Source organism: Streptomyces sp. LUP47B, assembly GCF_001746295.1.
Classification (GTDB): Bacteria; Actinomycetota; Actinomycetes; order Streptomycetales; family Streptomycetaceae; genus Streptomyces.
In genome coordinates this window covers 15,936-39,308 of the sequence record NZ_MJAH01000037.1, presented here as the reverse complement: position 1 = coordinate 39,308, position 23,373 = coordinate 15,936, and the positions used below count along the sequence as shown (strand labels likewise).

The following is a 23,373-nucleotide window of genomic DNA, read 5'->3' as shown; positions in this document are numbered from 1 at the left end:
GGGGCGGGTCGGCCCGGTGGCGTGGTCGGCTCCATGAGCGTGCCCGGCGGTTCCCGCTCGGGCGGCACGAACGGCGCCGGGCTCACGGGCGCGACCGGCGGCCCGGTGGCCCCCGGCCACGGCGGCGGCACAGGCTCCTTCGACGTCACCGAGGCCCTGAACGGCGGCCCGCTGGGAGGCGGCCAGCGCGGCTCCGAACCCCGCCGCGACGACCTCCCGTACTTCGCGGAGAACGGCAACGGCTCCGGCGTCCCGAACCACGAGAACGGCCAGGGCGGGTACGGCGGCCAGGACGGCCTGAACGGCCAGGCTGGGTTCGGCGGCCGGAACGGCCAGAGCGGCCAGGACGCTTTGAACGGCCAGGGCGGGTTCGCCGGCCCCGGCGGTCAGGACGGCCCGAACGGGCAGAGTGGCTTCGGCACGCAGGGTGGCCCCGGCGGGCAGAACGGTCAGATCGACTACGGCGGCCAGGGCGGCCAGATCGACTACGGCGGCGGCTTCGGCGGACCGAAGGGTCCCGGCGGCCCGGGCGGCCCCCAGGGCCCCACGGGACCGACCGGCGGTCCGGTCACCGGCGACGGCCCGGTCGTGCCGCCCGCAGGACCGGACCCCTTCGCCGGGGCCGAGTCCTTCGGCGGCGAGTCCTTCAACGGTCCCGACGGCTTCGGCGGTCGGGGCGGACCCGGCGGTCAGGGCGGCCCCGGTGGCCCGGGCGGTCCGGTTGGCGCACGCGGTCCCGGCGGCCCGGGCGCTTCCCGCGGTCCGGGCGGCACCCGCGGTCCCGGTGCCCAGGGCGCTCCCGGCGGCCCCGGAATCTCCGGCGGGATTGCCGGCCCCGGTGGCCCAGGCATCCCCGGCGGTCAGGCCGGCCAGGGCGGCCCCGGCACGCACGGTCGCCCGGGCGGCCCCGGTGCCCCCAGCCCCGGTCGTGTCCCCGGCGCGGGCCTCGGCCCCGGAGGCGGTCTGAGCGACGACACCGCGATCCTCACCCCGCAGAAGCCGGCACCCGAACCGGGCACCCCCGGCTTCGGCAACCCTGACAACGTCTCCGGGCACACCGTCACCAGCGGCATCCCGGTCGTGCCGCCCGGCGCCCAGAAGGCCCCCTTCGGGCCGGGCACCGACGGCCGTACGCCCCCGAAGCCCGACACCGCGTCGCAGGAAGCCCCGGCAGCCGCGTCGAAGAAGAAGAAAAAGAAGGGCCGCAGCAAGGTGGCCCTGCTCGGCGGCGCCGTGGTCCTCCTCGGCGTCGGTGCCTACGGCGCCGGCCTCCTGATGAACCGCTCCGACGTGCCCAAGGGCACCACCGTGCTCGGCGTGGACATCGGCGGCGGCACCCGTGACGACGCCGTCAAGAAGCTCGACGACGCCCTCGGCGAGCGCGTGAACAAGGCGCTGAAGCTGTCGGTCGGCGGCGACACCGTCTCGCTCAAGCCGGACCAGGCGGGGCTCCAGCTCGACGATCAGGGCACGGTCGCCGCGGCCGCGAAGAGCGACTACAACCCCGTGTCCGTCATCGGCTCCCTCTTCGGCAACCACCGTGTTGTCGACCCGGTCATGCCGGTCGACGAGGAGAAGCTCCAGGCTGCCCTGGAGGACGCCTCGGGTGGCGCCGGCTCGGCGACCGACGGCACGATCAAGTTCGTCAACGGCAAGGCCGTCGCCGTCTACGGCAAGGCCGGCAAGGGCATCGACGTCGCCAGGTCGACCACCGCGGTCGAGGACGCGTACCGCACCCAGGTGGAGACCGGCACCGCCGGCTCGGTCACGCTGCCGACGACCACCAAGCAGCCGTCGGTCTCGAACGCCGAGGTCGATCGGATGATGAAGGAGTTCGCGAAGCCCGCGATGTCCGGTCTCGTCACGATCCAGACCGACGCGCAGCACAGCATCCCGTTCGGCTCCCTGTCCCTGCCGAAGATCCTCGGATTCAAGGCGGTCGGCGGCAAGCTCGTGGAGACGTACAACCTCGAGGCGCTCAAGAACGCGTACGGCGCCACCTTCGACGGCGTGAAGATCAACGGCGCGAGCGGGAAGCGTGACGTCCTGCCGCAGGACGTGGCCTCCGCGCTGGGCAAGGCGCTGCGCGGCAAGACGGCGGCCCAGCGCATCGGCGTCATCGACACGAACCCGAGCTGACCGACCCGCGCAAACCGCACCGGAGTGCCGCCCGACATGACATCTGTCATGCGGCACTCCGGACGGCCGACACTGCCCGCGGCCGCACCCGCGAAGCCACCATGGCCGTATGACAACGACAGCCCCCGTGGTCGCGTTCGACCAGGTGAGCAAGGCCTACGGCGAGGTACGCGCCGTGGACGGACTGACCCTGACCCTGCGGCCGGGGGAGACCGTGGCGCTGCTCGGCCCCAACGGCGCCGGCAAGTCCACCTCCCTCGACCTGCTGCTCGGCCTCAAGCAGCCCGACAGCGGCAGCGTCCGGCTCTTCGGCACGACCCCGCGTGAGGCGATCGTCGCCGGACGCGTGGGCGCGATGCTGCAGAGCGGCGGGCTGATGGACGAGGTGACGGTCGCCGAACTGGTACGGCTCGCCTGCGACCTGCATCCCAGGCCGTACAAGGCGAACGACGTCCTCGCCCGCGCGGGCATCGCCCAGATCGCCGACCGCAAGGTCAACAAGCTCTCCGGTGGTCAGGCCCAGCGCGTCCGCTTCGCCCTCGCGACCGCGGGCGACAGCGACCTGATCGTCCTGGACGAACCCACGACCGGCATGGACGTCACGACCCGCCAGGCCTTCTGGGCCACCATGCGCGAACAGGCCGACCAGGGCCGTACGGTCCTCTTCGCCACCCACTACCTCGAAGAGGCCGACGCCATCGCCGACCGGGTGCTGGTGCTGCACCGGGGCCGCCTGCTGGCCGACGGCACGGCCGCCGAGATCAAGGCCAAGGCGGGTGCCCGCAGGATCGCCTTCGACCTGGAGGGCACGATCGACGAGGCGCCCCTGCGCGCTCTGCCGTTCCTCAACTCCATCACTGTGTCGAAAAGCGGCTCCGCCGCGGCCAGCGGCCAGACGGTCCGCATCCAGTCCACCGACGCCGACGCGACCGTCCACGCCCTCTACGGACTCGGCGTCTACCCCCGCAATCTCGAAGTCGCCGGGCTCGGCCTGGAGCAGGCCTTCGTCGCCATCACCGCCGCCGAGGAGGCGAAGTCGAAGTGAACAGCCTCATCAAGCTGGAACTCACCCGCGCCCTGCGCAACCGCAAGTTCCTGTGCTTCTCGGTGATGTACCCGTCGCTGCTGTTCCTGCTCATCGCGGGCAGCGCCGACAGCACGTCGAAGGTGGACGGCACGGGCCTGACCCTGCCGACCTACATGATGGTCTCGATGGCCTCCTTCGGCGCCCTGACCGCCGTCCTGATGGGCAACAGCGAGCGCATCGCCAAGGAGCGCGAGGGCGGCTGGGTACGGCAGTTGAGGCTGACCCCGCTGCCGGGACGCGGCTATGTGTTCGCGAAGACGGCGAGCGCGGCCGTGGTGAGCCTGCCCTCGATCGTGGTCGTGTTCGCCGTCGCCGCGACCGTGAAGGACGTACGCCTGGACGCCTGGCAGTGGCTCGCGCTCACCGGCGCGATCTGGGCCGGAAGCCTCGTCTTCGCCGCGCTCGGCGTGGCCATCGGCTACCTCGCCACCGGCGACGCGGTCCGCCCCATCACGATGATCACCTACTTCGGACTGTCGATGCTGGGCGGCCTGTGGATGCCGACGACGACCTTCCCGCAGTGGCTCCAGGACATCGCCAAGTGGCTGCCCACGCACGCGTACGCTGCCCTCGGGCAGGCCATCGAGCAGAGCCGCGCCCCGCACGCACAGGACATCGCCGTCCTGGCCGTCTCCTTCGCCCTGTTCGCGGGCGGAGCGGCCTGGCTGTACCGGAAGGACACGTTGAAGGCGTGAGCGCGATGACGGACGAGCTGCGCGGGGACGAGGAAGCGCGGGCGGAGCGGCTGGTGCGCATCGGCCGGCCGCCCCGCAACCGGGGCGAGGTCATACGCAAGCTGGTGTGGATCGTGCCCTGGCTGGTCTTCCTCAGCTCACCGGTGCGCGACCTTGCCTCCGGCCACCACACCGGTTCGGCCACCGCGGCGGGCTGGGCGGGCCTGACCGTCTTCACCGGTACCTATCTGGCGCTGGTCTTCCGGAACATGGGCCGGGCGTTCCCCGGCCGGATGGTCTGCGCCCTGGTCGGCGTGCTCTGGCTGCTCGCGGTCGTCCTGACCCTGAGCCTCGGCGGCTCGTGGCTCGGACTGTTCGTGTACGTCTCCGTGGCCTGCGGCGTGACCTTCCCGCTCCGGGCCGCGTACTGGGCGATTCCGGCGACCACCCTCTCGCTGATGCTGGTTGGCCTGCGGACCGACCTCGATTCGGCCTGGGGACTGTTCCTCGTCGTGCTGCTCGTCGGCTACTCCATGACCGGCGTTCGCCAACTCGTGCGCACGACCGTGGAGTTGCGCAAGGCCCGCGCGACCGTCGCCCAACTGGCCGCGAACGAGGAGCGTCTGCGCCTGGCCCGTGACCTGCACGACCTCCTCGGTCACTCCCTGTCCCTGATCACGCTGAAGAGCGAGCTCGCCGGCCGGATGCTGCCCGACCATCCCGACAAGGCCGCCCAGCAGGTCAGCGACATCGAGCAGGTCAGCCGCCAGGCACTGGTGGACGTGCGCGAGGCCGTCAGCGGTTACCGCCGCCCCCGCCTCGCCGCCGAACTGGCGGGCGCCCAGGTCGCCCTGACCGCGGCCGGTGTCACCGCCCAGCTTCCCGCCGAACCCGACCTCGACGGCGTCCCCGAGGAGAGCGAGTCGACCCTCGCGTGGGCGCTGCGCGAGGCGGTCACCAACGTCGTACGGCACAGCGGGGCCCGGCGCTGCACGGTGGAGCTGCTGCACCGCCAGACCCTCGACGGGCCGAGGCTCGAACTCACCGTGGCGGACGACGGCTCGGGCGGCTCGGGCAACGGTCCGGGCAACGGTCTGAACGGTCTCACCGAGCGCCTGGAGAAGGCCGGCGGCACCCTGGAGGCCACCGGCACCCGGCACGGCTTCCGGCTGGTCGCCCGGGTGCCCGCAGGTTCCGCGGCCGACGTAGGATCCGCCACATGACGAGCCGCACGATCAAGGTCCTGCTCGCCGAGGACCAGTCGATGGTCCGCGAGGCCCTGGCCGCCCTGCTCGGCCTGGAGGACGACATCGAGGTCGTCGCCCAAGTGGCCCGCGGCGACGAGGTGCTGGCGGCGGCCCGCGCCCACGACATCGACGTGGCGCTCATGGACATCGAGATGCCGGGCGCGACGGGCATAGAGGCGGCGGCGCAGCTGCACAAGGAACTCCCGTCGGTGAAGCTCGTGATCCTCACGACCTTCGGCCGCCCCGGTTATCTCCGCAGCGCGATGGAGTCGGGCGCCGACGCCTTCCTCGTCAAGGACGCCCCGGCGGCTCAACTGGCCCAGGCGGTACGCAAGGTACTGGCGGGGGAGCGGGTCATCGATCCCACCCTGGCGGCGGCGGCGCTGGCGGAGGGCGCGAACCCGCTGACGGACAGGGAGCGAGAGGTCCTCCGCGCGGCGGCCGACGGCTCCACGAACGCGGAGTTGGCGCACACCCTGCACCTGTCCCAGGGCACGGTCCGCAACTACCTCTCGACGGCGATCCAGAAGCTGGCGGTGAGAAACAGGGCCGAGGCAGTCCGCATGGCAAGGGAGAAGGGCTGGCTGTGACCCACTCAGGGGCGCGGGGAACTGCGCGACCAGCCACAACGGACCGGTAGGCGCCAGGACGGCCTCAGTTCAGCATCGCTCGCGCGGCATGAGCCTGCTGTCGCACCTTGGCCGCCGCGGCCTCGTCCACCGCAGCCACCACCCCCGCATACGCCTCCAACTCCCCGGCCCCCTCGACGAAGTCACCCCGCTGCACGAGCAACTGCGCCCGCTCGTAACGCAGTCGCGCCGGATGCGAGGGCAAGAGCAGGGCCAACTCCACGGCCCACAGGCCCACATCCGAGCGCTCGGGCCGAGCCGCGGCCCACGCACGGACGTTGTTCAGAATCCTCTGGACCACGTCCAACGGATCCGCCGGACCCAGCATCGATGGATCCAGCGAACCGCCCGTCGCCCCGGCCACCAGCAACTCCGCGTCACCCCCGCTCAACACCCGCCCCCCGTCGAAGGGATCAGCCAGGACCTGCTCCTCCGGCGGCCCGAACCCCACCACGAAATGCCCCGGCAGAGCGACCCCGTACACGGGAGCTCCCGCCCGCCGGGCCACCTCCATCCACACCACGGACAGCAGGATCGGCAGCCCCCTGCGCCGCCGTAGGACCTCGTGCAGCAACGAGGACTCCAGCCGCTGATAGTCCGCGGCGGAGCCGCGAAACCCGCACCGGTCGCCCAGCACCTCCCGCAACGACACCGCCCACGACCGCGGGCCCCCGGGCCGGAACGGCAACTGCCCGGCCAGTCGGTCGAGTTCGATCTGGGCCGCGTCGATGCCGGTCTCGTCGAGTGCCTCGTCCGCCTGCGCCCCGACGAGCAGACACAGCGCGGACAGGTCCGGCCGCTCGGACCGCGCCTCTTCGGAGAACCGCCTCCGGAGCTCGGCGGAACGTTCGGGCGGGGGCGGAAACGGGGGACGCATAGCTGGCTCGTGCCCTTTCACGGCGATCGCTACTACCGGGCCTCGCCGGCGACGTCCGGCTCGCGGTAGTGGTGGTAGGCGTGGTGCGCGGCGAACCCCATGCCGTCGTACAGGGCCCGTGCACCGCTGTTGTCCGACTCGACCTGGAGCCACGCGGCCGACGCCCCCTCGTCGAGGGCTCGCTGTGCCAGCGCCGCCATCACGGTGGAGGCCAGCCCCCGTCGCCGTAGCGCCGGATCCACCTCGACCGCACCGAACCCGGCCCACCGCCCGTCGACGACACACCGCCCGATCGCGGCCGGCGCGTCCTTTCCGGGGACGGTGGCGAACCACACCGAAGGTCCGCTGTTCAGCACCCGCAGCGCCACCTCGCTCACCCCCTTGCGCTGATAGCGCGCCAGCCAGTCAGCGTCGGCCTCCCGGGACAGCACGACACCCTCGGCCTCCGAACGGTCCGCGACCGGCGCCAGCGCCCCCGTCCACAACTCCGCCGTCACCTCCCGCGTCCACCCCCGCCCCTCCAGCTCCGCGCACAGCGCCTCCTGGGTGCCCGCGGCGCCGGTCGCGGTCTGTATGTACGCCGGCAGACCGCGGTCTCCGTACCACCGTCGTACGGCGGTCAGGGCCTCGTCGAGCGGCAGACCCGGGTCGCCGAGCGGGAGGACGGAGTTGGCGCGGCGGGTGAACCCGGAGGCGGCCCGCAGTTCCCACTCGCCGAGCCGCTCGCTCTCCACCGGCCGCCAGCCGCGCGCGGTGATCCGGGCCAGCTCCTCGTACGAGGCGGACGGGCCCCGACGGCGGGCCGGCTCGGCGGGGACCACCTTGCCCGCGACCAGCGCGGATTCCGGAATGCGGACGCGCTCGCCGTCCCGGCGCGTGATCATCAGCACACCGTCGTCCCATGATGTGAGAACACCCACCGTGTCGGTGAAGTTCTGCCGTGGGCCGCCCGTGTCGTCCAGGCGCCGCACGGATACCCGTTTGCCCACGTCAGCTGCGGAGATACGGACGACGAGACGTCCCGCGGCGGAGATTTCCACAGGTCAGTTCACCCCTCCTGTTCGGATCATGCCCAGGAACGGAGATACTAGGGGCGGGCATCGACGACGCCGCGCTCCCGCGCGCGAGGCGGCGGAGCCTGAAGAGGCCCGCCAGCATGGAGGAGGAACGACAGCGTGACCTACGTCATCGCGCAGCCTTGTGTCGACGTGAAGGACAAGGCCTGCATCGAGGAGTGCCCGGTCGACTGCATCTACGAGGGCTCCCGGTCCTTGTACATCCACCCGGACGAATGCGTCGACTGCGGTGCCTGTGAGCCGGTCTGCCCGGTCGAGGCGATCTTCTACGAGGACGACACTCCGGACGAGTGGAAGGACTACTACAAGGCGAACGTCGAGTTCTTCGACGAGCTCGGCTCGCCCGGCGGCGCCAGCAAGCTGGGTCTGATCGAGCGGGACCACCCGTTCATCGCCGCGCTGCCGCCGCAGGCATAGTCATCCGCATCAGCGGCCCGCACTTCGTGCCGCCTCGGTCCCGTACGGCCTGATCGTGGCCGTGCGGGGCCGAGGCGTTTGCCGTACGACCCGAAAGTGAGCCCGAAAGCCGTGTCCGCAGTCTCCGACCGCCTTCCCACCTTCCCCTGGGACAAGCTGGAGCCGTACAAGAAGACGGCGGCCGCGCACCCCGGAGGCATCGTCGACCTGTCGGTCGGCACCCCCGTCGACCCGGTCCCCGATCTTGTCCAGAAGGCCCTGATCGACGCGGCGGACTCCCCGGGCTACCCGACGGTCTGGGGCACCCCGGCGCTGCGTGACGCGATCACCGGCTGGGTCGAGCGGCGCCTGGGCGCCCGCGAGGTCACCCACCGCCACGTGCTGCCGATCGTCGGCTCCAAGGAACTCGTCGCCTGGCTCCCCACCCAGCTGGGCCTCGGCCCCGGCGACCGGGTCGCCTACCCGCGCCTGGCCTACCCGACGTACGAGGTCGGCGCGCGCCTGGCCCGCGCCGCGTACGAGGTCTACGACGACCCCACCGAGCTGGACCCGGCGGGCCTGAAGCTCCTGTGGCTCAACTCCCCGTCGAACCCGACCGGCAAGGTGCTGTCGAAGGAGGAGCTGACGAGGATCGTCGCCTGGGCCCGGTCCCACGGCGTCCTGATCTTCTCCGACGAGTGCTACCTGGAGCTCGGCTGGGAGGCCGACCCGGTCTCGGTCCTGCACCCGGACGTCAACGGCGGCTCCTACGACGGCCTCGTGGCCGTGCACTCCCTGTCGAAGCGGTCCAACCTCGCCGGCTACCGCGCGGCCTTCCTGGCGGGCGACCCGGCCGTCCTGGCGCCCCTGCTGGAGATCCGCAAGCACGGCGGCATGATGACCCCGGCGCCGACGCAGGCAGCGGTGGTGGCGGCCCTGGGCGACGACACCCACGTCCGCGAACAGCGCGAGCGCTACCTGGCCCGCCGCACCCTGCTGCGCGAGGCACTGCGGTCCCACGGCTTCCGTATCGAGCACAGTGAGGCCAGCCTCTACCTCTGGGCCACGCGGGACGAGTCCTGCTGGTCGACGGTCGCCCATCTGGCCGACCTGGGCATCCTGGTGGCCCCGGGCGACTTCTATGGCGAGGCGGGCGAGAAGTTCGTACGCGTCGCGCTGACGGCGACGGACGAGCGGGTGCGGTCGGCGGTCGAGCGCCTGGCGTAGGTGCGCAGACACGGCGAAAGGGGCCCGGGATGGCGTTCCCGGGCCCCTTTCGCCGTCTGCGCGAGGTACTAGCCGAGCGGAAGACCCTTCACCGGCAGGCTGCCCGCCGCCGGCACGCCACCCTTGGCGAGGGCGCCGGTCGGCAGGCCGCCCTTGGCCAGGGCGCTGGTCGGCAGGCCGCCCTTCGTCGCGCCGGACGCGGTCTCCCCGAGGAGGCCCCCGGCGGAACCGGCGGCCTCGCCCGCCGTCTTCTGCGCGACCGGTGCCACCTTCTTCACGGCCTTGCCCGCGGACGGCACCGCCTTCTCGACCGTCTTGCCACCGGTCTTGGCCGCGGTCCCGGTCAGGTTCTGCGCCGCGCCGTCCACCGTGTTGCCGACGTTCGCCCCGTCCAGAGCGGTCAGCCCACCGAGGTTCGGGGTGGCCTGCGGCTGCGCGGGGGCCGCACTGGCGGCGCCGGCCGCACCGACCCCGGCTGCCGCTCCCGCAGCGACGAGCAGCGCGGCACGGGCGATCCTGCGGGTCAGGGGGAGGGACATGTTGCTCCTTCGACGGAGGAAACGTTGCTAGGACGCCGTGATTACCGCTCGAGGCCGACGAAGGTTGCGGAGGGCCAACGTAAAGAGTTGGCAATGCGTCGCATTATCACCTGCGGATAAAAACGGGCAAAAGGCTTCCGGTCTGAAAGTCCTCCGAATGCTCGCAGCCCTGTGATCTCAAGGGTTTTTGCGGATACGGGGGTGACGTGACGAAAACCTGCGCACACCCGCTCCGACAGCGGGCGGACGTGACCCTTGCAGGTGATCTTCCGAACTACCGTGCCGTCAGTATCCGCACCGAGCCCGTGCCGCCCTCGCCGGCCGCCGTACGCCACTCGCTCTCCGTGTTCCCGGCCGTCCACTGGCGCCCGGCGTACGAGACGCGCTCGATGCGCAGCGCGGAGGAGTTGGCGACGGCCCAGTGGGCGAGCTGCCAGCCGCGCTCCCTGAGACTGCGGCCGGAACCCGGGCCGGTGTCCCCGCGCACGGGCAGGGTCACGGTGCGCCCGTCGCCCGAGGTGGGTGCCGGGCTCGGCGAGGCCTTGCCGCCCACCTCCGCGGCGGCCGTCTCCAGCGCGTCCCGCCCGAAGTCCCGTACGAGAGCCGACCGCACCGCGTCCGGGCCCGTGGCGGTGGCCTGTGCGGCCTGAGCGGCCGGTGTGGAGTCCTGGCGCCCGTCACAGGTCAGGGTGGCCGCGGCGGTGCCGGTCAGGGCGGCGGCGAGCATGACGGCGTCCGGCTCGTGCTTGGCGTACGCCTCCGGATAGCCGCTGCGCTGCACACGCTGGGCGGCGACGGTCAGCGGGAGGTCCTGGTAGCCCCGCACCTTGACCAGGTGCTTGTAGAACTCGCCCGCCGCGTACGTCGGGTCCAGGATCTCCTGCGGGGTGCCCCAGCCCATCGAGGGCCGCTGCTGGAACAGCCCGAGCGAGTCACGGTCGCCGTGCGAGATGTTGCGCAGCCCCGACTCCTGGAGCGCGGTGGCGAGCGCGATCGCCACGGCGCGCTCCGGCAGCCCGCGCCCGGTGCCGACGGCGGTGATCGTCGCCGCGTTCACCGCCTGCTCGGGCGTGAACTCGTACGACGGTCCGCCCGCCCTGCCCGAGACGACTCGGCAGCTCGGCCCGTCGGTGCCTCCGGTGACGTACTGCACCACGAGGTAACCGGCGACCGCGCACAGGACCACGAGGGCCGCCCCGAAGCGGAGGAGGCGGCCACGGCGCTTGCGAGTAGGGGGCAACGGCTCTGGCATCCGGACAAGATACTGGAGAGTACTGAGACGGCTGCGCCGGATGTGGACAGTGGGCGCGAACAGCGGGACGTTAGGGTCGGGAGCATGGCCGACACCCCCCTTGACCTTTCGCTGGACGCAGCTCAGCTCACCGCGCAGCTCGTCGACTTCCCCTCCGAGAGCGGTACCGAGAAGCCCCTCGCGGACGCGATCGAGACCGCCCTGCGCGCCCTGCCGCATCTGACGGTCGACCGCCACGGCAACAACGTCGTCGCCCGCACGGATCTCGGCCGTCCGGAACGCGTCATCCTCGCCGGCCACATCGACACGGTCCCCATCGCGGGCAACGTCCCCTCGCGCCTCGACGACGAGGGCTACCTGTGGGGCTGCGGCACCTGCGACATGAAGTCCGGGGTCGCTGTCCAGCTGCGGATCGCGGCCACGGTCCCCGAGCCCAACCGCGACCTCACTTTCATCTTCTACGACAACGAAGAGGTCGCGGCCCACCTCAACGGCCTGGGACATGTGGCCGAGGCCCACCCCGAGTGGCTGGAGGGCGACTTCGCGGTCCTCCTGGAGCCGACGGACAACCAGGTCGAGGGCGGCTGCCAGGGAACGCTCCGGGTGCTGCTGACGTTCAAGGGGGAGCGGGCGCACTCCGCCCGCGCGTGGATGGGGTCCAACGCGATCCACAAGGCCGCCCCCGCCCTCGCGAAGCTGGCGGCCTACGAGCCGCGCAAGCCGGTGGTGGACGGTCTCGAGTTCCACGAGGGTCTCAACGCGGTGCGAGTGGAGGGCGGCGTGGCCACGAACGTCATCCCCGACTCCTGCACCCTGACGGTCAACTTCCGTTACGCCCCGGACCGCAGCGAGGCCGAGGCGGAGGCCTTCGTGCGGGACTTCTTCGCGGACTGCGGGGTCGACGAGTTCACCGTCGACGACCACACCGGCGGTGCCCGCCCCGGCCTCACCCACCCCGTCGCCAAGGCCTTCATGGCGGCCGTCGGAGGCGTCGCCCGCCCCAAGTTCGGCTGGACGGACGTGTCCCGCTTCAGTGCGCTCGGCGTGCCCGCGGTGAACTACAGCCCCGGTCAGCCGCTGCTCGCGCACAAGGTGGACGAGCGGGTGAAGGTGTCACTGATCCCGGAGGCGGAGGAGAAGCTGAGGGCATGGCTGACGTCGTGACGCCGGTCTGTGCCGTGGCGCTTCATGGCGGACACGCTTACGTCCCCCCTCCGTAACCCGCGTAGATCTACGCTGAGACGGAAAGACCAGGCAAGCGGAGGGAGCGCACATGGCTACCGGGAACCCCGAGGGCAAGAAGCAGCCGCCGGAGGAGCAGCGCCTGGGACCTGTCCTCCGCAGGCGGGGACAGGTCACGGCGAGCACGACCGACCAGCGCCTGCTGGACGCGGGCGGCCCCTCGGACTGGGTCCACACCGACCCCTGGCGCGTTCTGCGCATCCAGTCGGAGTTCATCGAGGGCTTCGGTACGCTCGCCGAACTCCCGCCCGCCATCAGCGTGTTCGGCTCCGCGCGGACGCCGGCGGACTCTCCGGAGTACGAGGCGGGCGTGCGGCTGGGGCGGGGCCTGGTGGAGGCCGGCTTCGCCGTCATCACCGGCGGCGGCCCCGGCGCCATGGAGGCGGCCAACAAGGGTGCCTGCGAGGCGAAGGGCACCTCCGTCGGCCTCGGCATCGAGCTGCCCTTCGAGCAGGGGCTCAACCCCTACGTCGACATCGGCCTCAACTTCCGCTACTTCTTCGTCCGCAAGATGATGTTCGTGAAGTACGCGCAGGGTTTCGTGGTGCTGCCGGGCGGACTCGGCACCCTGGACGAGCTGTTCGAGGCGTTGACGCTGGTCCAGACGCAGAAGGTCACCCGCTTCCCGATCGTGCTCTTCGGCAGCGAGTACTGGGGCGGACTGGTCGACTGGCTCAAGAACACCCTGATCGCCCAGGGCAAGGCGTCGGAGAAGGACCTGCTGCTGTTCCACGTGACGGACGACGTGGACGAGGCGGTGGCGCTGGTGTCCAAGGAGGCGGGGAGGTAGTCCACGCGGGCCTAGGCCCTGTCGTCAAATTCCCGCCTGCCGCGCGACGCCTGGCACGCGCGCTCGCCGCGTTGCCGAACCGCCGACGTGGCTCCGCCACGACGGCGCTCCGGCGCCTTGCGATCGCACGCACCAGACGCCGCGCGGCCCGCCCTCCGGGCGGACGACGGGAATTTGACGACAGGGCCTAGAAGGCCGGGGGGACTGAAATTCAGCCCCTCCGGCGTTTGAGGAGCGGGGGTCGAGGGGGCGGAGCCCCCGGGGGACGGGTAGGGGCGGCGGGGGCGAAGAACTCCCTACGCCAGCCCCCGGCGCGCGACCGCCGGCGGACGGTGCCCGGCGATCGACGCCACCATGTCCAGCACCTGCCGGGTCTCGGCGACCTCGTGCACCCGGTACACCTGGGCCCCCAGCCACGCCGACACCGCGGTGGTCGCCAGCGTCCCCACCACGCGCTCCTTCACCGGCTTGTCCAGGGTCTCGCCCACGAAGTCCTTGTTGGACAGGGACACCAGCACGGGCCACCCCGTCCCGACCATCTCGCCGAGCCGACGGGTCGCCTCGAGACTGTGCCGGGTGTTCTTCCCGAAGTCGTGCCCGGGATCGATCATCACGGACTCCCGGGGCACCCCCAGAGCCACCGCCCGCTCGGCGAGGCCCACGGTCACCCGCAGAATGTCGGCCATGACGTCGTCGTACGTCACCCGATGCGGCCGCGTACGCGGCTCGGCGCCCCCGGCGTGCGTGCACACCAGCCCCACCCGGTACCGCGCGGCGACCTCGGCGAGCCCCGGATCGACCCCGCCCCACGCGTCGTTGAGCAGATCCGCCCCCGCCTCGCACACGGCCTCACCGACGGACGCCCGCCAGGTGTCGACGCTGATGATCACGTCGGGGAACCGCCGTCGTACCTCCGCCACGAACCCGACGGTCCGCCGCGCCTCCTCCGTCGCGGACACCTCTTCGCCCGGCCCGGCCTTGACCCCGCCGACGTCGATGATGGCGGCCCCTTCGGCCACCGCGTGCTCCACGCGCGCGAGAGCGGGCTCGTCGAGGAACGTGGCTCCCTGGTCGTAGAAGGAGTCGGGGGTCCGGTTCACGATCGCCATGATCACCGGCTCGTGCGCGTCGAATTCACGCCTGCCCAGCCTGAGCATCCCCTGTGACCTCACTTCGTGCGTCTGTGTGTTCGGAGTCCGCGGCCGCCTGCGACCCTAACTGTCAGACTCGCATGGCACGATCGGACCCTGACACATTCGACGCCGGCGGCCGGCCGCCGGCAGGGACCATGGGGACCTCAGCGATGGTTATGTTCTTGTTCCTGGTCATCGCGCTCGCGGTCGTGGTCGCCGCGGTGACGCTCGCCGTGGTGGGCGGCGGGGAGAGCGACGGCCCGCTGCCGGACGTCACCCCCGAGCGGCTCCAGGACCCGCTGCCACCGGACCGACCGCTGAACCGCGCGGACATCGAAAGCCTGCGCTTCCCGCTGACCGCCCGCGGCTACCGCATGGCGGACGTCGACGACGCGCTCAGCCGCCTCGGCGCGGAGCTCGCCGAGCGCGACGCCCGGATCGCCGACCTGGAGTCCGCGCTGGCCGGCGCCCAGGCCGCGGCCCACGTCTCCATGGAGAAGCCGGAGCACGGCCATGGGGAGCAGCGGTGAGCGACGGCACCGCCCTGGCCGGACCGGACGGCGCGCCGCGCTGCCCCTGGGCCCTGTCCACGCCGGACTACGTGACGTACCACGACGAGGAGTGGGGCCGCCCGGTCCACGGCGACGACGCCCTGTACGAACGCCTCAGCCTGGAGGCCTTCCAGTCCGGCCTGTCGTGGATCACGATCCTGCGCCGCCGCGAGGGCTTCCGCGCCGCCTTCGCGGGCTTCGAGATCGCCAAGGTGGCCACGTTCGGCGAGGCCGACCGTGACCGCCTGCTGCTCGACCCGGGAATCATCCGCAACCGCGCCAAGATCGACGCGACGATGGCCAACGCGCGCGTGCTGGCCGAGTGGGCCCCGGGCGAGCTGGACGAGCTGATCTGGTCCCATGTGCCCGCTTCCCACGTGATCCCCAGGACCTTGGGAGACGTCCCGGCGGTGACCCCGGAGTCGACGGCCCTGTCGAAGGCGCTGAAGAAGCGCGGGCTGCGCTTCGTGGGTCCGACGACGGCGTACGCACTGATGCAGGCCTGCGGTCTGGTCGACGACCACCTGGAATCATGCGTGGCGAGACGCCTTTAGGGGCCCACACCGCGACGGCGGGTCAGCGTCCCAGATACTCCGGCGTCTCCTTGTTCACGAACGCCCGCACGGCGATCGCATGGTCCTCGGACGCCCCGGCCCGCCCCTGCAGCTCGTCCTCCTTCTCCAGCGTCTCCGCCAGGGAGTGCGACTGCGCGTACGCGAGCGACTCCTTGATCGCCCCGTACGCCACCGTCGGCCCCGAGGCCAGCGCCCGCGCCACCTTCTCCGCCTCCGCGGGCAGCTCGGTCGACGGCACGAGACGGTTCACGATGCCCAGCTCGTACGCGTCCTGCGCCGAGACGGTCCGGGGAAAGAGCAGCAGGTCAGCGGCCCTGCCCGGCCCGACCACCCGCGGCAGCGTCCACGAGATACCGGAGTCCGCGGTCAGCGCGACCCCCGCGAAGGACGTGTTGAAGGCGGCGGTGTCCGCCACCACCCGGTAGTCCGCGGCCAGCGCGAGCCCGAAGCCGGCCCCGGCCGCGACCCCGTTCACCCCGGCGACCACGGGCTTCCGCATCTCCGTCAGTGCCCGCACGATGGGGTTGTAGTGCTCCTTGACCGTGCTCATCACGACGTCGGACCCCTGCATCAGCAGCCCGATGTGTTCCTTGAGGTCCTGCCCCACGCAGAACGCCCGCTCCCCGGCGGCGGTGAGCAGCACGGCCCGTACGGCGTCGTCCGAGGCCGCCGACTCCACGGCCTCCCGCAGCGCGACCTTCGTGGCGACGTTCAGCGCGTTCATCGCCTCCGGCCGGTTCAGCGTGATCGTCGCGAGCCCGTCGTGCACCTCGTAGAGCACGGTGTCGGCCATGGCGTATCCCCTCCGGTGTGTCCGCTGCATCCGATGTCCGAGGGACAGCATGGCGGAGATCGCCGTCCGAGGACCGGACCGGACGTGTGACCTGCGTCAAAGAATTCCAGAGCGCTCACGGCCGACCTGGATCGGCGCGGCGGCGGAGTATCGCAGCCACATCGCCGAATTGAGTGGTTTTGCTCGCGCGCGTTGCCCAAGCGATGCCGACTGATGTTGGTCATCGGGTCCTGAGATGCGGGATAATGGCTTGGAAGCAATGTGTTCGATGCCGGTGGCGCGTGTCCCACTTTGACGCGCGTGCCCTCCCAGGGCTGTCGGCTTTGACGATGAGCTGGTTTCAGGAAGGGGAACGAGCATGGCGGCCATGAAGCCGCGGACGGGCGATGGCCCGCTCGAGGTGACCAAGGAGGGGCGGGGCATCGTCATGCGCGTTCCGCTCGAAGGCGGCGGTCGGCTCGTCGTCGAGCTGACCCCTGACGAGGCCGACGCCCTGGGCGACGCCCTCAAGAAGGTCGTCGGCTGAGCGGAAGCGACCATACCCTTTCGGCTGCCCCGGCATCTCTTGAGGTGCCGGGGCAGCGGTTTGCCCGGGCTTTTCCACGAATGGCCGTACGGCCCTCAACGGCTCAGCGCTTGATCGCGCAGAGCAGTCCGTCCCCCACCGGCAGCAGTGACGGCATCAGGTCCTGGCTCTCGTGTACGGCCCGCAACAGCTCCCTGAGGCGCAGCACCTCCGTGGGCTGCGGGCCCGAATCCATCGTGCGGCCGTTGGCGAAGACGCCCTCGAAGACGACCAGTCCTCCCGGGCGCAGCAGGCGCAACGATTCAGCGAGGTAGTCCATGACCTCCTGCCGGTCGCCGTCGCAGAAGACGAGGTCGTAGCCGGCGTCGGCGAGGCGGGGCAGGACGTCCAGCGCGCGGCCCGGGATGAAGCGGGCCCGGTTGCTGGCGAAGCCACAGGCGCGGAAGGCCTGGCGGGCGAACTGCTGGTGCTCCGGCTCGGGGTCGACGGTGGTCAGCACCCCGTCCGGGCGCATGCCGTGCAGCAGATGGATGCCGGAGACGCCGGTACCGGTGCCGATCTCGGCCACGGCCTTGGCGTCAACGGAGGCGGCCAGCAACCGCAACGCCGCGCCCGTGCCGGGCGACACCGAGCGCAGCCCCGCGTCACGGGCCCGGTCGCGGGCCCAGCGCAGGGTTTCGTCCTCGGCGACATAGGCGTCGGCGAACGCCCAGCTCGTCTGCCGGTTGCCGGTAATGAGCCTCTCCTTGCCCCGTGGTTGCCTGGGCGTGACTGTATCCGTTGCCGCCGGGAACCCGCAGATGGGACCGGGCGTTTAGAGGGGTGGAGACGCACCCGGGGGGACACAGTTGGATCACGATGCGGGGCAGGCCCTCGAGCAACTGCTGACGCAGGGGACCGAGTGGTATCAGCCCAGATCAAATTCTCGTAAAACCGCTTATCCGGAGCTAACGGGCGAGGTGGCTATGGTAGGGGCTCCACTGGAGACAACCAGAGCCCACAGGGGAGGTGCGGCCGCGCCTGGAGATCGTGGGGGAGTGCTGCGGCGCTTCCTCGGATCGGCGGGCAGGCCGAAATCCGTGAACAACACTGCTGACCACAGCCACGTCGGCGACTACGCCCAGACCGCGACCTTCGCCACCGACGCGGACGGGCAGGCGTGGACTCCGCCCACCTGGGAGGAGATCGTCAGCACGCACAGCGGCCGCGTCTACCGCCTTGCCTACCGCCTCACCGGCAACCAGCACGACGCCGAGGACCTCACGCAGGAGGTCTTCGTCCGCGTCTTCCGATCGCTGTCCACGTACACACCGGGCACCTTCGAGGGCTGGCTGCATCGCATCACCACCAACCTCTTCCTGGACATGGTCCGCCGCAAGCAGCGCATCCGCTTCGACGCCCTCGGCGAGGACGCGGCCGAGCGACTGCCCAGCCGCGAGCCCTCACCCCAGCAGGTCTTCAACGACGCCCACTTCGACGCGGACGTCCAGCAGGCCCTCGACACCCTCGCGCCGGAGTTCCGCGCCGCGGTCGTCCTGTGCGACATCGAAGGACTGTCGTACGAGGAGATCGCCGCGACCCTGGGCGTCAAGCTCGGCACCGTCCGCTCACGGATCCACCGCGGCCGGTCCCAGCTGCGCAAGGCCCTCGCGCACCGTTCGCCCGAGGCCCGCGCCGAGCGCCGCTCCTTCATGGCCAGGGTCCCCGCCCTGGGAGGAGGGGGCGCGTCCGCGTGAGTGGATCACTGCCCAAACCCGGCGAGGGGAGCCTCGCGGAACAGCATCTGGGAGACCGACTCGCCGCCCTGGTGGACGGCGAGCTCGGTCATGCCACGCGGGAGCGGGTTCTCGCGCATCTCGCCACCTGCCCGAAGTGCAAGGCGGAGGCGGACGCCCAGCGCCGCCTGAAGAACGTCTTCGCGGAGGCCGCGCCGCCCCCGCCCTCAGAGAGCTTCCTGGCCCGGCTCCAAGGGCTGCCGGGGGGTGATCCGGAGGACGGCGACAGCTCGCCGTTCGGCGGGGGAGGACTCGGAGCACTGTCGGGACGACCCGGTTCCGCCGGGGCCTTCGGCGTGAGACGTGGCGAGCGCTTCGAGTTCGGATACGTCCCCGCCCGCCCGCACGCCGCGGTGCTCCCGCCCTCCGCGGGCCGGGGCTTCCGCATCCATGACGTAAGCCGTCACGAGGCCGAGCGCTCCGCCTCGCGCGGCATGAGGTTCGCGTTCGTCGCCGCCGGGGCGGTGTCGCTGGCCGCGATCGCGCTGGGCGGCGTCACCACGGGGGCGCCGGGCGACACCGACGCCCGCGGGGCCGGCAGCAATGTGACTCCGGCGCGCACGCCCAGCACGGGAGCGGCGGTGCCGGAGAACCAACGGCGGCGTGGCGTGGGTCCGTTGCTCGCGCAGGAACAGGGACAGGGGACGCTCGGCGACACCCCGGTCTCCCCGACCGAGGCGTCCGCGCCGCTGCTGCCTGGTGTCCCCGCTCAGGTCAAGGAAGCGGCTCTGCACACCCTCACGGCACCCGTGCTCGCCGGCGCGGCCGCCATGTCCCCGCTCATACGTCCGCTCAGTTCCACCCCGCCGCTCACCCTGACGTCCTGGTCCGCGACCCCGGACCTCTCCGCCTCCGGCCTCCCCACCGCGCCCGTCCCCCACACGATGTCCGCGCCCACGCCTCCCAGCACCTCCCGCTGACCGGCGCCCTGCTCCGCGGCGCATGAACCTGGTTGAATCCACAGCTGACGTGCCGCGCACCGCGGCCGGTCAGCTGTGGGGAGAGCATGGACGAGGGGAAGCCCACGAAGGCGAAATGGTGGAGCCGACCCAAGCCACGGGGGGTTCCCGAGCCGGGCGAGAGCGACACCCCAACACGATCCGACGGCGACTTCCTGCTGAGGGCTCCCGAGGACGGGGTGCCTGGCGCGAGGTCTCGTGTGCTGGGGGCCGCGGGTGACTTCGAGCTCGGGGCTCGGGGGGATGCGGCCGGCGGCGCGGGGTCTGGTGTGCGGGGGGTCGACGGGGACTCCGCGCTCGGGGCTGCTGCGGGGGCGGTGGTCGGTGCGGGCACAGGTGTGGCGGGGGCTGAGAGCGACTTCGAGCTTGGGGCTCGGGGGGTCGAGGGGGACTCTGCGCTCGGGGCTTCGGGGGATGGGGTTTCCGGTGTGGGGGCAGATGCGTCGGCGGTCGGGGCCGGCTCCGCGCTCGGGGCTTCTGCGGGGGCGGTGGTCGGTGCGGGCACAGGTGTGCCGGAGGCCGGGGGTGACTTCGAGTTGAGGGATCCGCTCGGCGGGGCGAACTCGGAGGGTGACTACGAACTCACGGCCCCGCGGGACCCGGCCGACACGGAAGGAGACTTCGCACTGGCACGGCCGGTGCCGGCGGCGGCATTGCCGGCGGCTGCACTGCAGACCGAGGCCCCCGCGACGGAGGCCCCCGCGACGGAGGCCCCAGCCGCGGACCCTCCCGTCCACGACCGCTCCACCGAGCCGTTCGACGCCGTCGGCCAGGGGCCTGCCGAGCCCGCCACGGGCCGCCCCGAGCCTGCCCGCGTCTCCGACTCCACCAGCACCCCGCCGTACGGCGTACCGGGCCCCTGGGCCCCCGCACCGCCCGTCCAGCACCCGGCGACCGCTCCAGTACCCGGCACAGCGATACCCACACCGCCTCCGCCGCCCGCCCATGGCACGCCTCTGACTCAGGGCGCGGCCACTTCCGGGCCGCCGAAGGACCATGACGCGCCCGCGCCACCGGAAGCACCCCGAACGCCTTCCCACAACTCGGCACCCGCCTTCGAGAACCCCCTCCCGCCCCAGCCCTCCGACCGCACCCCCTGGCAGAACTACGACCCCTGGGCCCCCGTCGCCGCCCCCCTCCAGCAAACGGGCGCCGCCGTGGACACCCCGCGTCGCCGAACCCGGCGAGCGCTCCTCGCCGGTGCTCTCCTGCTCACGCTCCTCGCAGGCGGCGTTGGTGGCGTCGTAGGGGCGTATCTCGAGCGCAGTCATGGGGGAGGGAACCTCGTGGAGTTGCCGCAGGCCGCGGAGGAGCCCAGGGGCCGGGCTCCCGACAGTGTCGCCGGGATCGCCGCCCGGGCCCTGCCCAGCGTCGTGACCCTGCATGTGAGCGGGGCCGAGGAGTCCGGCACCGGTACCGGCTTCGTGCTGGACGACCGCGGGCACATCCTGACCAACAACCACGTCGTGGAGCCGGCCGGGACCGACGGCGAGATATCGGTGACCTTCCACAGCGGGGACACCGCCAAGGCCACCGTCGTGGGCCGGGACAGCGGATACGACCTCGCCGTCGTCGAGGTGAGCGACGTCAGCGGGCTGAAGCCCATGACCCTCGGCAACTCCGACAACGTCCAGGTCGGCGACCCGGTCGTCGCCATCGGCGCCCCCTTCGACCTGGAGGGCACCGTCACCTCCGGCATCATCAGCGCGAAGGAACGGCCCATCACCGCCGGAGGCGAGAGCGGGGGCGGCACCGATGTGTCGTACGTCGACGCCCTGCAGACCGACGCCTCCATCAACCCCGGCAACTCCGGCGGCCCGCTGCTCGACTCCCGGGCCCGGGTCGTCGGCATCAACTCCGCCATCCGTTCCGCCGACGACGGATCCGGTTCCGGGACCGGACAGGCCGGCTCGATAGGTCTTGGCTTCGCGATCCCCGTCAACCAGGCCAAGCGCGTCGCCGAAGAACTGATCAACACCGGCAAGGCGACCCACCCCGTCATCGGTGTCACCCTCGACATGGACTACACCGGCGACGGCGCCCGTGTCGGGGCGAAGAGCAGTGACGGCGGACCCGCCGTGACCCAGGGCGGCCCGGGCGACCGGGCTGGTCTCGAAGCGGGCGATGTCATCACCGAGGTGGACGGCCGCCGTATCCACTCCGGCGACGAACTCATCGTGAAGACCCGCGCCCACCGCCCCGGAGACCGCCTGGAGCTCACCCTGAAGCGCGACAGCAGGGAAAAGAACGTGTCGCTGGTCCTCGGATCCTCGGACGGTGCCTAAGAGAATCGATAGAGAACAGGCAGAGGGCCGATCGACAGAAACCTCACAGACACGCCCCGAAAGCCCGCTCCACAAGGCAAACAGCCCGGAAACCCGCCAACCCGCCCGCACTCCGAGCCCTCGGGACAGTACCGGTCGTACGGGAACGACAGGTACCGTGGACCCGGCCCGGACCACGGAAGACCGCACAGACCACCGAGGGCCGAGGACCGAGGACATCGCAAGGAGCTTCAGGTGTTCAATGACATAGGACCGCTCGAGCTGATCACGCTCGTTGTCCTCGCCGTGCTCGTCTTCGGTCCGGACAAGCTCCCGAAGGTCATCCAGGACGTCATGCGGACGGTGCGCAAGATCCGCGAGTTCTCGGAGAGCGCCAAGCAGGACATCCGCTCGGAGCTCGGCCCGGAGTTCAAGGACTTCGAGTTCGAGGACCTCAACCCCAAGACGTTCATCCGCAAGCAGCTGGACAACGACGAACTGGGGCTCAAGGAGATCCGCAACGGCTTCGACCTGAAGAAGGAGATGGCCGAGGTCACCGACGCGGTGCACAGCACGGACACCCCCACGCCGTCTTCCTCCGGTGGCCGGATCGACATGACCAAGAAGCCCGAGGAGCCCGGCGAGGACAACCGCCCGCCCTTCGACGCGGACGCCACCTGAGTCGTACGCCCCACCGGAAGGCGCCTGTCGAGCAGCTCGGCTCGCGGGCGCCTTTTGCCGTCGTACGTGACGCGTTTCATACCCTGCTCCCACCTCGTACGGCCTGAACGGACCCCCCGTGCGCCCCGCGCGTCGGGCGGTTTCCCGGCAGCTCGGAGCGGTGTGGCTATGCTGCCGAGTTGTTGTGCGGGCCGTACGCGAACCAGCGACGCCGCCCGAAGGGGGGCGGGCCGGTCCGGTCCGACGAGAGCTAGTAGGAGGCGTCCGGCACATGGAGACGACGAGTGGGGCGGTCGCGCAGGCGCCGGCCGCGGAGGTAGGCCAGCAGGTTTCCTCCGCCCGGCGTACGGTCGACGGCTACCTTCAGGCGCCCTTTTCCTGGTACGGCCTCGACGAGGCCTTCACGGGACCGCGCTGGCTGATGCAGGTCGGCACCTCGGCCGACGGGGCCGTCGAGCACGGGTCGATCGGGCACGGTGACGAGCCCTCGGTGAAGAACGAGGCGGGTTCCACGGCGGAGCCGAAGGAGAAGTTCGCGGTGGTCGTGACCGTCGCCGCGAACCCCTCCCGCAGGAGCGCGGACGGCACGGGGCTGCTGGAGGCCACGTCCGTCTCCTCCGCCGCCTGGCTGGCCGGGGTGGGGCTGCTGTCCTTCACCTGGCCCGGCCAGATGGACCACTCCCTGCGGGACGACTGGCTGGACCAGCAGACCGAGACGGCCTGGGTCCTGGCGGACGACCTCGAAGGAGCCGACTGGTCGACGCTGTCCCTGCCGGTGGACGGGGTGCCCACGCCCTTCCACTACCGGGAGTCGGAGTTCGGCTGGGTGCTCGCCGGCTCCACGCCGGAGGGAGTGCACGTGGGCGCGTACGGGAGAGGCATGAGCGCGTACGGGCTCGGGTTCGCGATGGTCAAGGACATCTCGGCGTACGCCTAGCGCG

At 71.6% G+C, this 23,373-nt stretch carries 24 protein-coding genes; 17 read left to right on the top strand and 7 right to left on the bottom strand.

The genetic code is table 11. The features are described 5' to 3' along the window. The 5 genes from BFN33_RS48645 to BFN33_RS48625 form a co-directional block, all read left to right on the top strand. Positions 1 to 2,139, top strand: a 2,139-nt coding sequence (locus BFN33_RS48645) for a hypothetical protein (protein ID WP_069766654.1), incomplete at its 5' end; no start/stop codon positions are given. Between the two features lie 109 nt (positions 2,140 to 2,248). Then, positions 2,249 to 3,184 carry an ABC transporter ATP-binding protein gene (locus tag BFN33_RS48640; protein ID WP_069766649.1) on the top strand — a complete coding sequence of 312 codons (936 nt, stop codon included), beginning with the start codon at positions 2,249 to 2,251 and terminating at the stop codon, positions 3,182 to 3,184. Beyond that, the gene (locus BFN33_RS48635) at positions 3,181 to 3,921 is read left to right on the top strand and encodes an ABC transporter permease (RefSeq protein WP_069766648.1); all 741 of its coding nucleotides are present in this window, start codon (positions 3,181 to 3,183) and stop codon (positions 3,919 to 3,921) included. Before BFN33_RS48640 ends, BFN33_RS48635 begins: the two co-directional genes overlap by 4 nt. Then, positions 3,918 to 5,123, top strand: coding sequence for a sensor histidine kinase (locus tag BFN33_RS48630; protein WP_370743400.1), 1,206 nt, complete (start codon positions 3,918 to 3,920; stop codon positions 5,121 to 5,123). The genes BFN33_RS48635 and BFN33_RS48630 overlap by 4 nt, the downstream gene beginning before the upstream one ends. Next, positions 5,120 to 5,737 (top strand): response regulator transcription factor, encoded by a 618-nt coding sequence (locus BFN33_RS48625; protein WP_069766647.1) that lies wholly within the window; start codon positions 5,120 to 5,122, stop codon positions 5,735 to 5,737. Before BFN33_RS48630 ends, BFN33_RS48625 begins: the two co-directional genes overlap by 4 nt. Before the next feature lie 64 nt (positions 5,738 to 5,801). Here the strand turns inward: BFN33_RS48625 and BFN33_RS48620 are convergent, their stop codons facing one another. Next, the gene (locus tag BFN33_RS48620) at positions 5,802 to 6,653 is read right to left on the bottom strand and encodes a transglutaminase-like domain-containing protein (RefSeq protein WP_069766646.1); all 852 of its coding nucleotides are present in this window, start codon (positions 6,651 to 6,653) and stop codon (positions 5,802 to 5,804) included. Between the two features lie 32 nt (positions 6,654 to 6,685). Further along, positions 6,686 to 7,693, bottom strand: a complete 1,008-nt coding sequence (locus BFN33_RS48615) for a GNAT family N-acetyltransferase (RefSeq protein WP_069766645.1) — start codon at positions 7,691 to 7,693, stop codon at positions 6,686 to 6,688. A 135-nt stretch (positions 7,694 to 7,828) separates the two neighbouring features. Between BFN33_RS48615 and fdxA the strand changes: the two genes are divergently transcribed. Together fdxA and BFN33_RS48605 are read left to right on the top strand one after the other, a co-directional pair. Next, positions 7,829 to 8,146, top strand: a complete 318-nt coding sequence (fdxA, locus tag BFN33_RS48610; RefSeq protein WP_007384503.1) for a ferredoxin — start codon at positions 7,829 to 7,831, stop codon at positions 8,144 to 8,146. Between the two features lie 111 nt (positions 8,147 to 8,257). Then, entirely contained in the window at positions 8,258 to 9,352 is a 1,095-nt protein-coding gene (locus BFN33_RS48605; RefSeq protein ID WP_069766644.1) for a bifunctional succinyldiaminopimelate transaminase/glutamate-prephenate aminotransferase, read from the top strand. 68 nt (positions 9,353 to 9,420) lie between these two features. On the opposite strand, the gene BFN33_RS48600 is transcribed toward BFN33_RS48605, so the two are convergent. After that, positions 9,421 to 9,891: an ATP-binding protein gene (locus tag BFN33_RS48600; protein ID WP_069766643.1), complete on the bottom strand. Its 471-nt coding sequence runs from the start codon at positions 9,889 to 9,891 to the stop codon at positions 9,421 to 9,423. A 274-nt stretch (positions 9,892 to 10,165) separates the two neighbouring features. Further along, complete coding sequence (locus tag BFN33_RS48595) at positions 10,166 to 11,143, bottom strand: heavy metal transporter (RefSeq protein WP_088245559.1); 978 nt, start codon at positions 11,141 to 11,143, stop codon at positions 10,166 to 10,168. Positions 11,144 to 11,227: 84 nt separating this feature from the next. Between BFN33_RS48595 and dapE the strand changes: the two genes are divergently transcribed. Together dapE and BFN33_RS48585 are read left to right on the top strand one after the other, a co-directional pair. Continuing rightward, positions 11,228 to 12,307 carry a succinyl-diaminopimelate desuccinylase gene (gene dapE / locus BFN33_RS48590; protein WP_069766641.1) on the top strand — a complete coding sequence of 360 codons (1,080 nt, stop codon included), beginning with the start codon at positions 11,228 to 11,230 and terminating at the stop codon, positions 12,305 to 12,307. A 109-nt stretch (positions 12,308 to 12,416) separates the two neighbouring features. Continuing rightward, the gene (locus tag BFN33_RS48585) at positions 12,417 to 13,175 is read left to right on the top strand and encodes a TIGR00730 family Rossman fold protein (protein ID WP_069766640.1); all 759 of its coding nucleotides are present in this window, start codon (positions 12,417 to 12,419) and stop codon (positions 13,173 to 13,175) included. A 296-nt stretch (positions 13,176 to 13,471) separates the two neighbouring features. Here BFN33_RS48585 and folP read toward each other — a convergent pair whose 3' ends face one another. Continuing rightward, positions 13,472 to 14,332 carry a dihydropteroate synthase gene (gene folP, locus BFN33_RS48580; RefSeq protein WP_069766639.1) on the bottom strand — a complete coding sequence of 287 codons (861 nt, stop codon included), beginning with the start codon at positions 14,330 to 14,332 and terminating at the stop codon, positions 13,472 to 13,474. A gap of 146 nt (positions 14,333 to 14,478) precedes the next feature. On the opposite strand from folP, the gene BFN33_RS48575 reads away from it, so the two are divergent. Continuing rightward, positions 14,479 to 14,838, top strand: coding sequence for a DivIVA domain-containing protein (locus BFN33_RS48575; RefSeq protein WP_079141441.1), 360 nt, complete (start codon positions 14,479 to 14,481; stop codon positions 14,836 to 14,838). Continuing rightward, positions 14,835 to 15,413 carry a DNA-3-methyladenine glycosylase I gene (locus BFN33_RS48570; protein ID WP_069766637.1) on the top strand — a complete coding sequence of 193 codons (579 nt, stop codon included), beginning with the start codon at positions 14,835 to 14,837 and terminating at the stop codon, positions 15,411 to 15,413. The genes BFN33_RS48575 and BFN33_RS48570 overlap by 4 nt, the downstream gene beginning before the upstream one ends. 22 nt (positions 15,414 to 15,435) lie before the next feature. Here BFN33_RS48570 and BFN33_RS48565 read toward each other — a convergent pair whose 3' ends face one another. Beyond that, positions 15,436 to 16,227 (bottom strand): enoyl-CoA hydratase/isomerase family protein, encoded by a 792-nt coding sequence (locus BFN33_RS48565; RefSeq protein WP_069766636.1) that lies wholly within the window; start codon positions 16,225 to 16,227, stop codon positions 15,436 to 15,438. A 358-nt stretch (positions 16,228 to 16,585) separates the two neighbouring features. Between BFN33_RS48565 and BFN33_RS48560 the strand changes: the two genes are divergently transcribed. After that, positions 16,586 to 16,753, top strand: a complete 168-nt coding sequence (locus BFN33_RS48560) for a DUF3117 domain-containing protein (protein WP_003966491.1) — start codon at positions 16,586 to 16,588, stop codon at positions 16,751 to 16,753. 103 nt (positions 16,754 to 16,856) lie between these two features. Here the strand turns inward: BFN33_RS48560 and BFN33_RS48555 are convergent, their stop codons facing one another. Then, the gene (locus BFN33_RS48555) at positions 16,857 to 17,555 is read right to left on the bottom strand and encodes an O-methyltransferase (protein ID WP_079141440.1); all 699 of its coding nucleotides are present in this window, start codon (positions 17,553 to 17,555) and stop codon (positions 16,857 to 16,859) included. Between the two features lie 235 nt (positions 17,556 to 17,790). Here BFN33_RS48555 and sigE point away from each other — a divergent pair, with 235 nt between their 5' ends. From sigE to BFN33_RS48530, 5 genes are all read left to right on the top strand, one after another. Next, positions 17,791 to 18,489: an RNA polymerase sigma factor SigE gene (gene sigE, locus BFN33_RS48550; protein ID WP_069766634.1), complete on the top strand. Its 699-nt coding sequence runs from the start codon at positions 17,791 to 17,793 to the stop codon at positions 18,487 to 18,489. Beyond that, positions 18,486 to 19,448 carry an anti-sigma factor gene (locus tag BFN33_RS48545; RefSeq protein WP_069766633.1) on the top strand — a complete coding sequence of 321 codons (963 nt, stop codon included), beginning with the start codon at positions 18,486 to 18,488 and terminating at the stop codon, positions 19,446 to 19,448. Before sigE ends, BFN33_RS48545 begins: the two co-directional genes overlap by 4 nt. A 548-nt stretch (positions 19,449 to 19,996) precedes the next feature. Further along, entirely contained in the window at positions 19,997 to 21,772 is a 1,776-nt protein-coding gene (locus BFN33_RS51165; protein WP_370743401.1) for a trypsin-like peptidase domain-containing protein, read from the top strand. A 234-nt stretch (positions 21,773 to 22,006) separates the two neighbouring features. After that, a complete protein-coding gene (locus BFN33_RS48535) occupies positions 22,007 to 22,432 on the top strand; it encodes a sec-independent translocase (protein ID WP_069766632.1) in 426 nt (141 codons plus the stop codon). 271 nt (positions 22,433 to 22,703) lie between these two features. Beyond that, positions 22,704 to 23,369, top strand: coding sequence for a hypothetical protein (locus BFN33_RS48530; RefSeq protein ID WP_069766631.1), 666 nt, complete (start codon positions 22,704 to 22,706; stop codon positions 23,367 to 23,369). The last annotated feature ends 4 nt before the right edge of the window (positions 23,370 to 23,373 follow it).

What these genes read in the sequence shown, in the direction of transcription:
- BFN33_RS48600 (WP_069766643.1), bottom strand. Translation starts at nt 9,891, where the DNA reads ATGTCCCTCCCCCTGACCCGCAGGATCGCCCGTGCCGCGCTGCTCGTC.
- BFN33_RS48595 (WP_088245559.1), bottom strand. Translation starts at nt 11,143, where the DNA reads ATGCCAGAGCCGTTGCCCCCTACTCGCAAGCGCCGTGGCCGCCTCCTC.
- BFN33_RS48565 (WP_069766636.1), bottom strand. Translation starts at nt 16,227, where the DNA reads ATGGCCGACACCGTGCTCTACGAGGTGCACGACGGGCTCGCGACGATC.
- BFN33_RS48620 (WP_069766646.1), bottom strand. Translation starts at nt 6,653, where the DNA reads ATGCGTCCCCCGTTTCCGCCCCCGCCCGAACGTTCCGCCGAGCTCCGG.
- BFN33_RS48560 (WP_003966491.1), top strand. Translation starts at nt 16,586, where the DNA reads ATGGCGGCCATGAAGCCGCGGACGGGCGATGGCCCGCTCGAGGTGACC.
- folP (WP_069766639.1), bottom strand. Translation starts at nt 14,332, where the DNA reads ATGCTCAGGCTGGGCAGGCGTGAATTCGACGCGCACGAGCCGGTGATC.
- BFN33_RS48530 (WP_069766631.1), top strand. Translation starts at nt 22,704, where the DNA reads ATGGAGACGACGAGTGGGGCGGTCGCGCAGGCGCCGGCCGCGGAGGTA.
- BFN33_RS48640 (WP_069766649.1), top strand. Translation starts at nt 2,249, where the DNA reads ATGACAACGACAGCCCCCGTGGTCGCGTTCGACCAGGTGAGCAAGGCC.
- BFN33_RS48575 (WP_079141441.1), top strand. Translation starts at nt 14,479, where the DNA reads ATGGTTATGTTCTTGTTCCTGGTCATCGCGCTCGCGGTCGTGGTCGCC.
- BFN33_RS48585 (WP_069766640.1), top strand. Translation starts at nt 12,417, where the DNA reads ATGGCTACCGGGAACCCCGAGGGCAAGAAGCAGCCGCCGGAGGAGCAG.
- BFN33_RS48625 (WP_069766647.1), top strand. Translation starts at nt 5,120, where the DNA reads ATGACGAGCCGCACGATCAAGGTCCTGCTCGCCGAGGACCAGTCGATG.
- dapE (WP_069766641.1), top strand. Translation starts at nt 11,228, where the DNA reads ATGGCCGACACCCCCCTTGACCTTTCGCTGGACGCAGCTCAGCTCACC.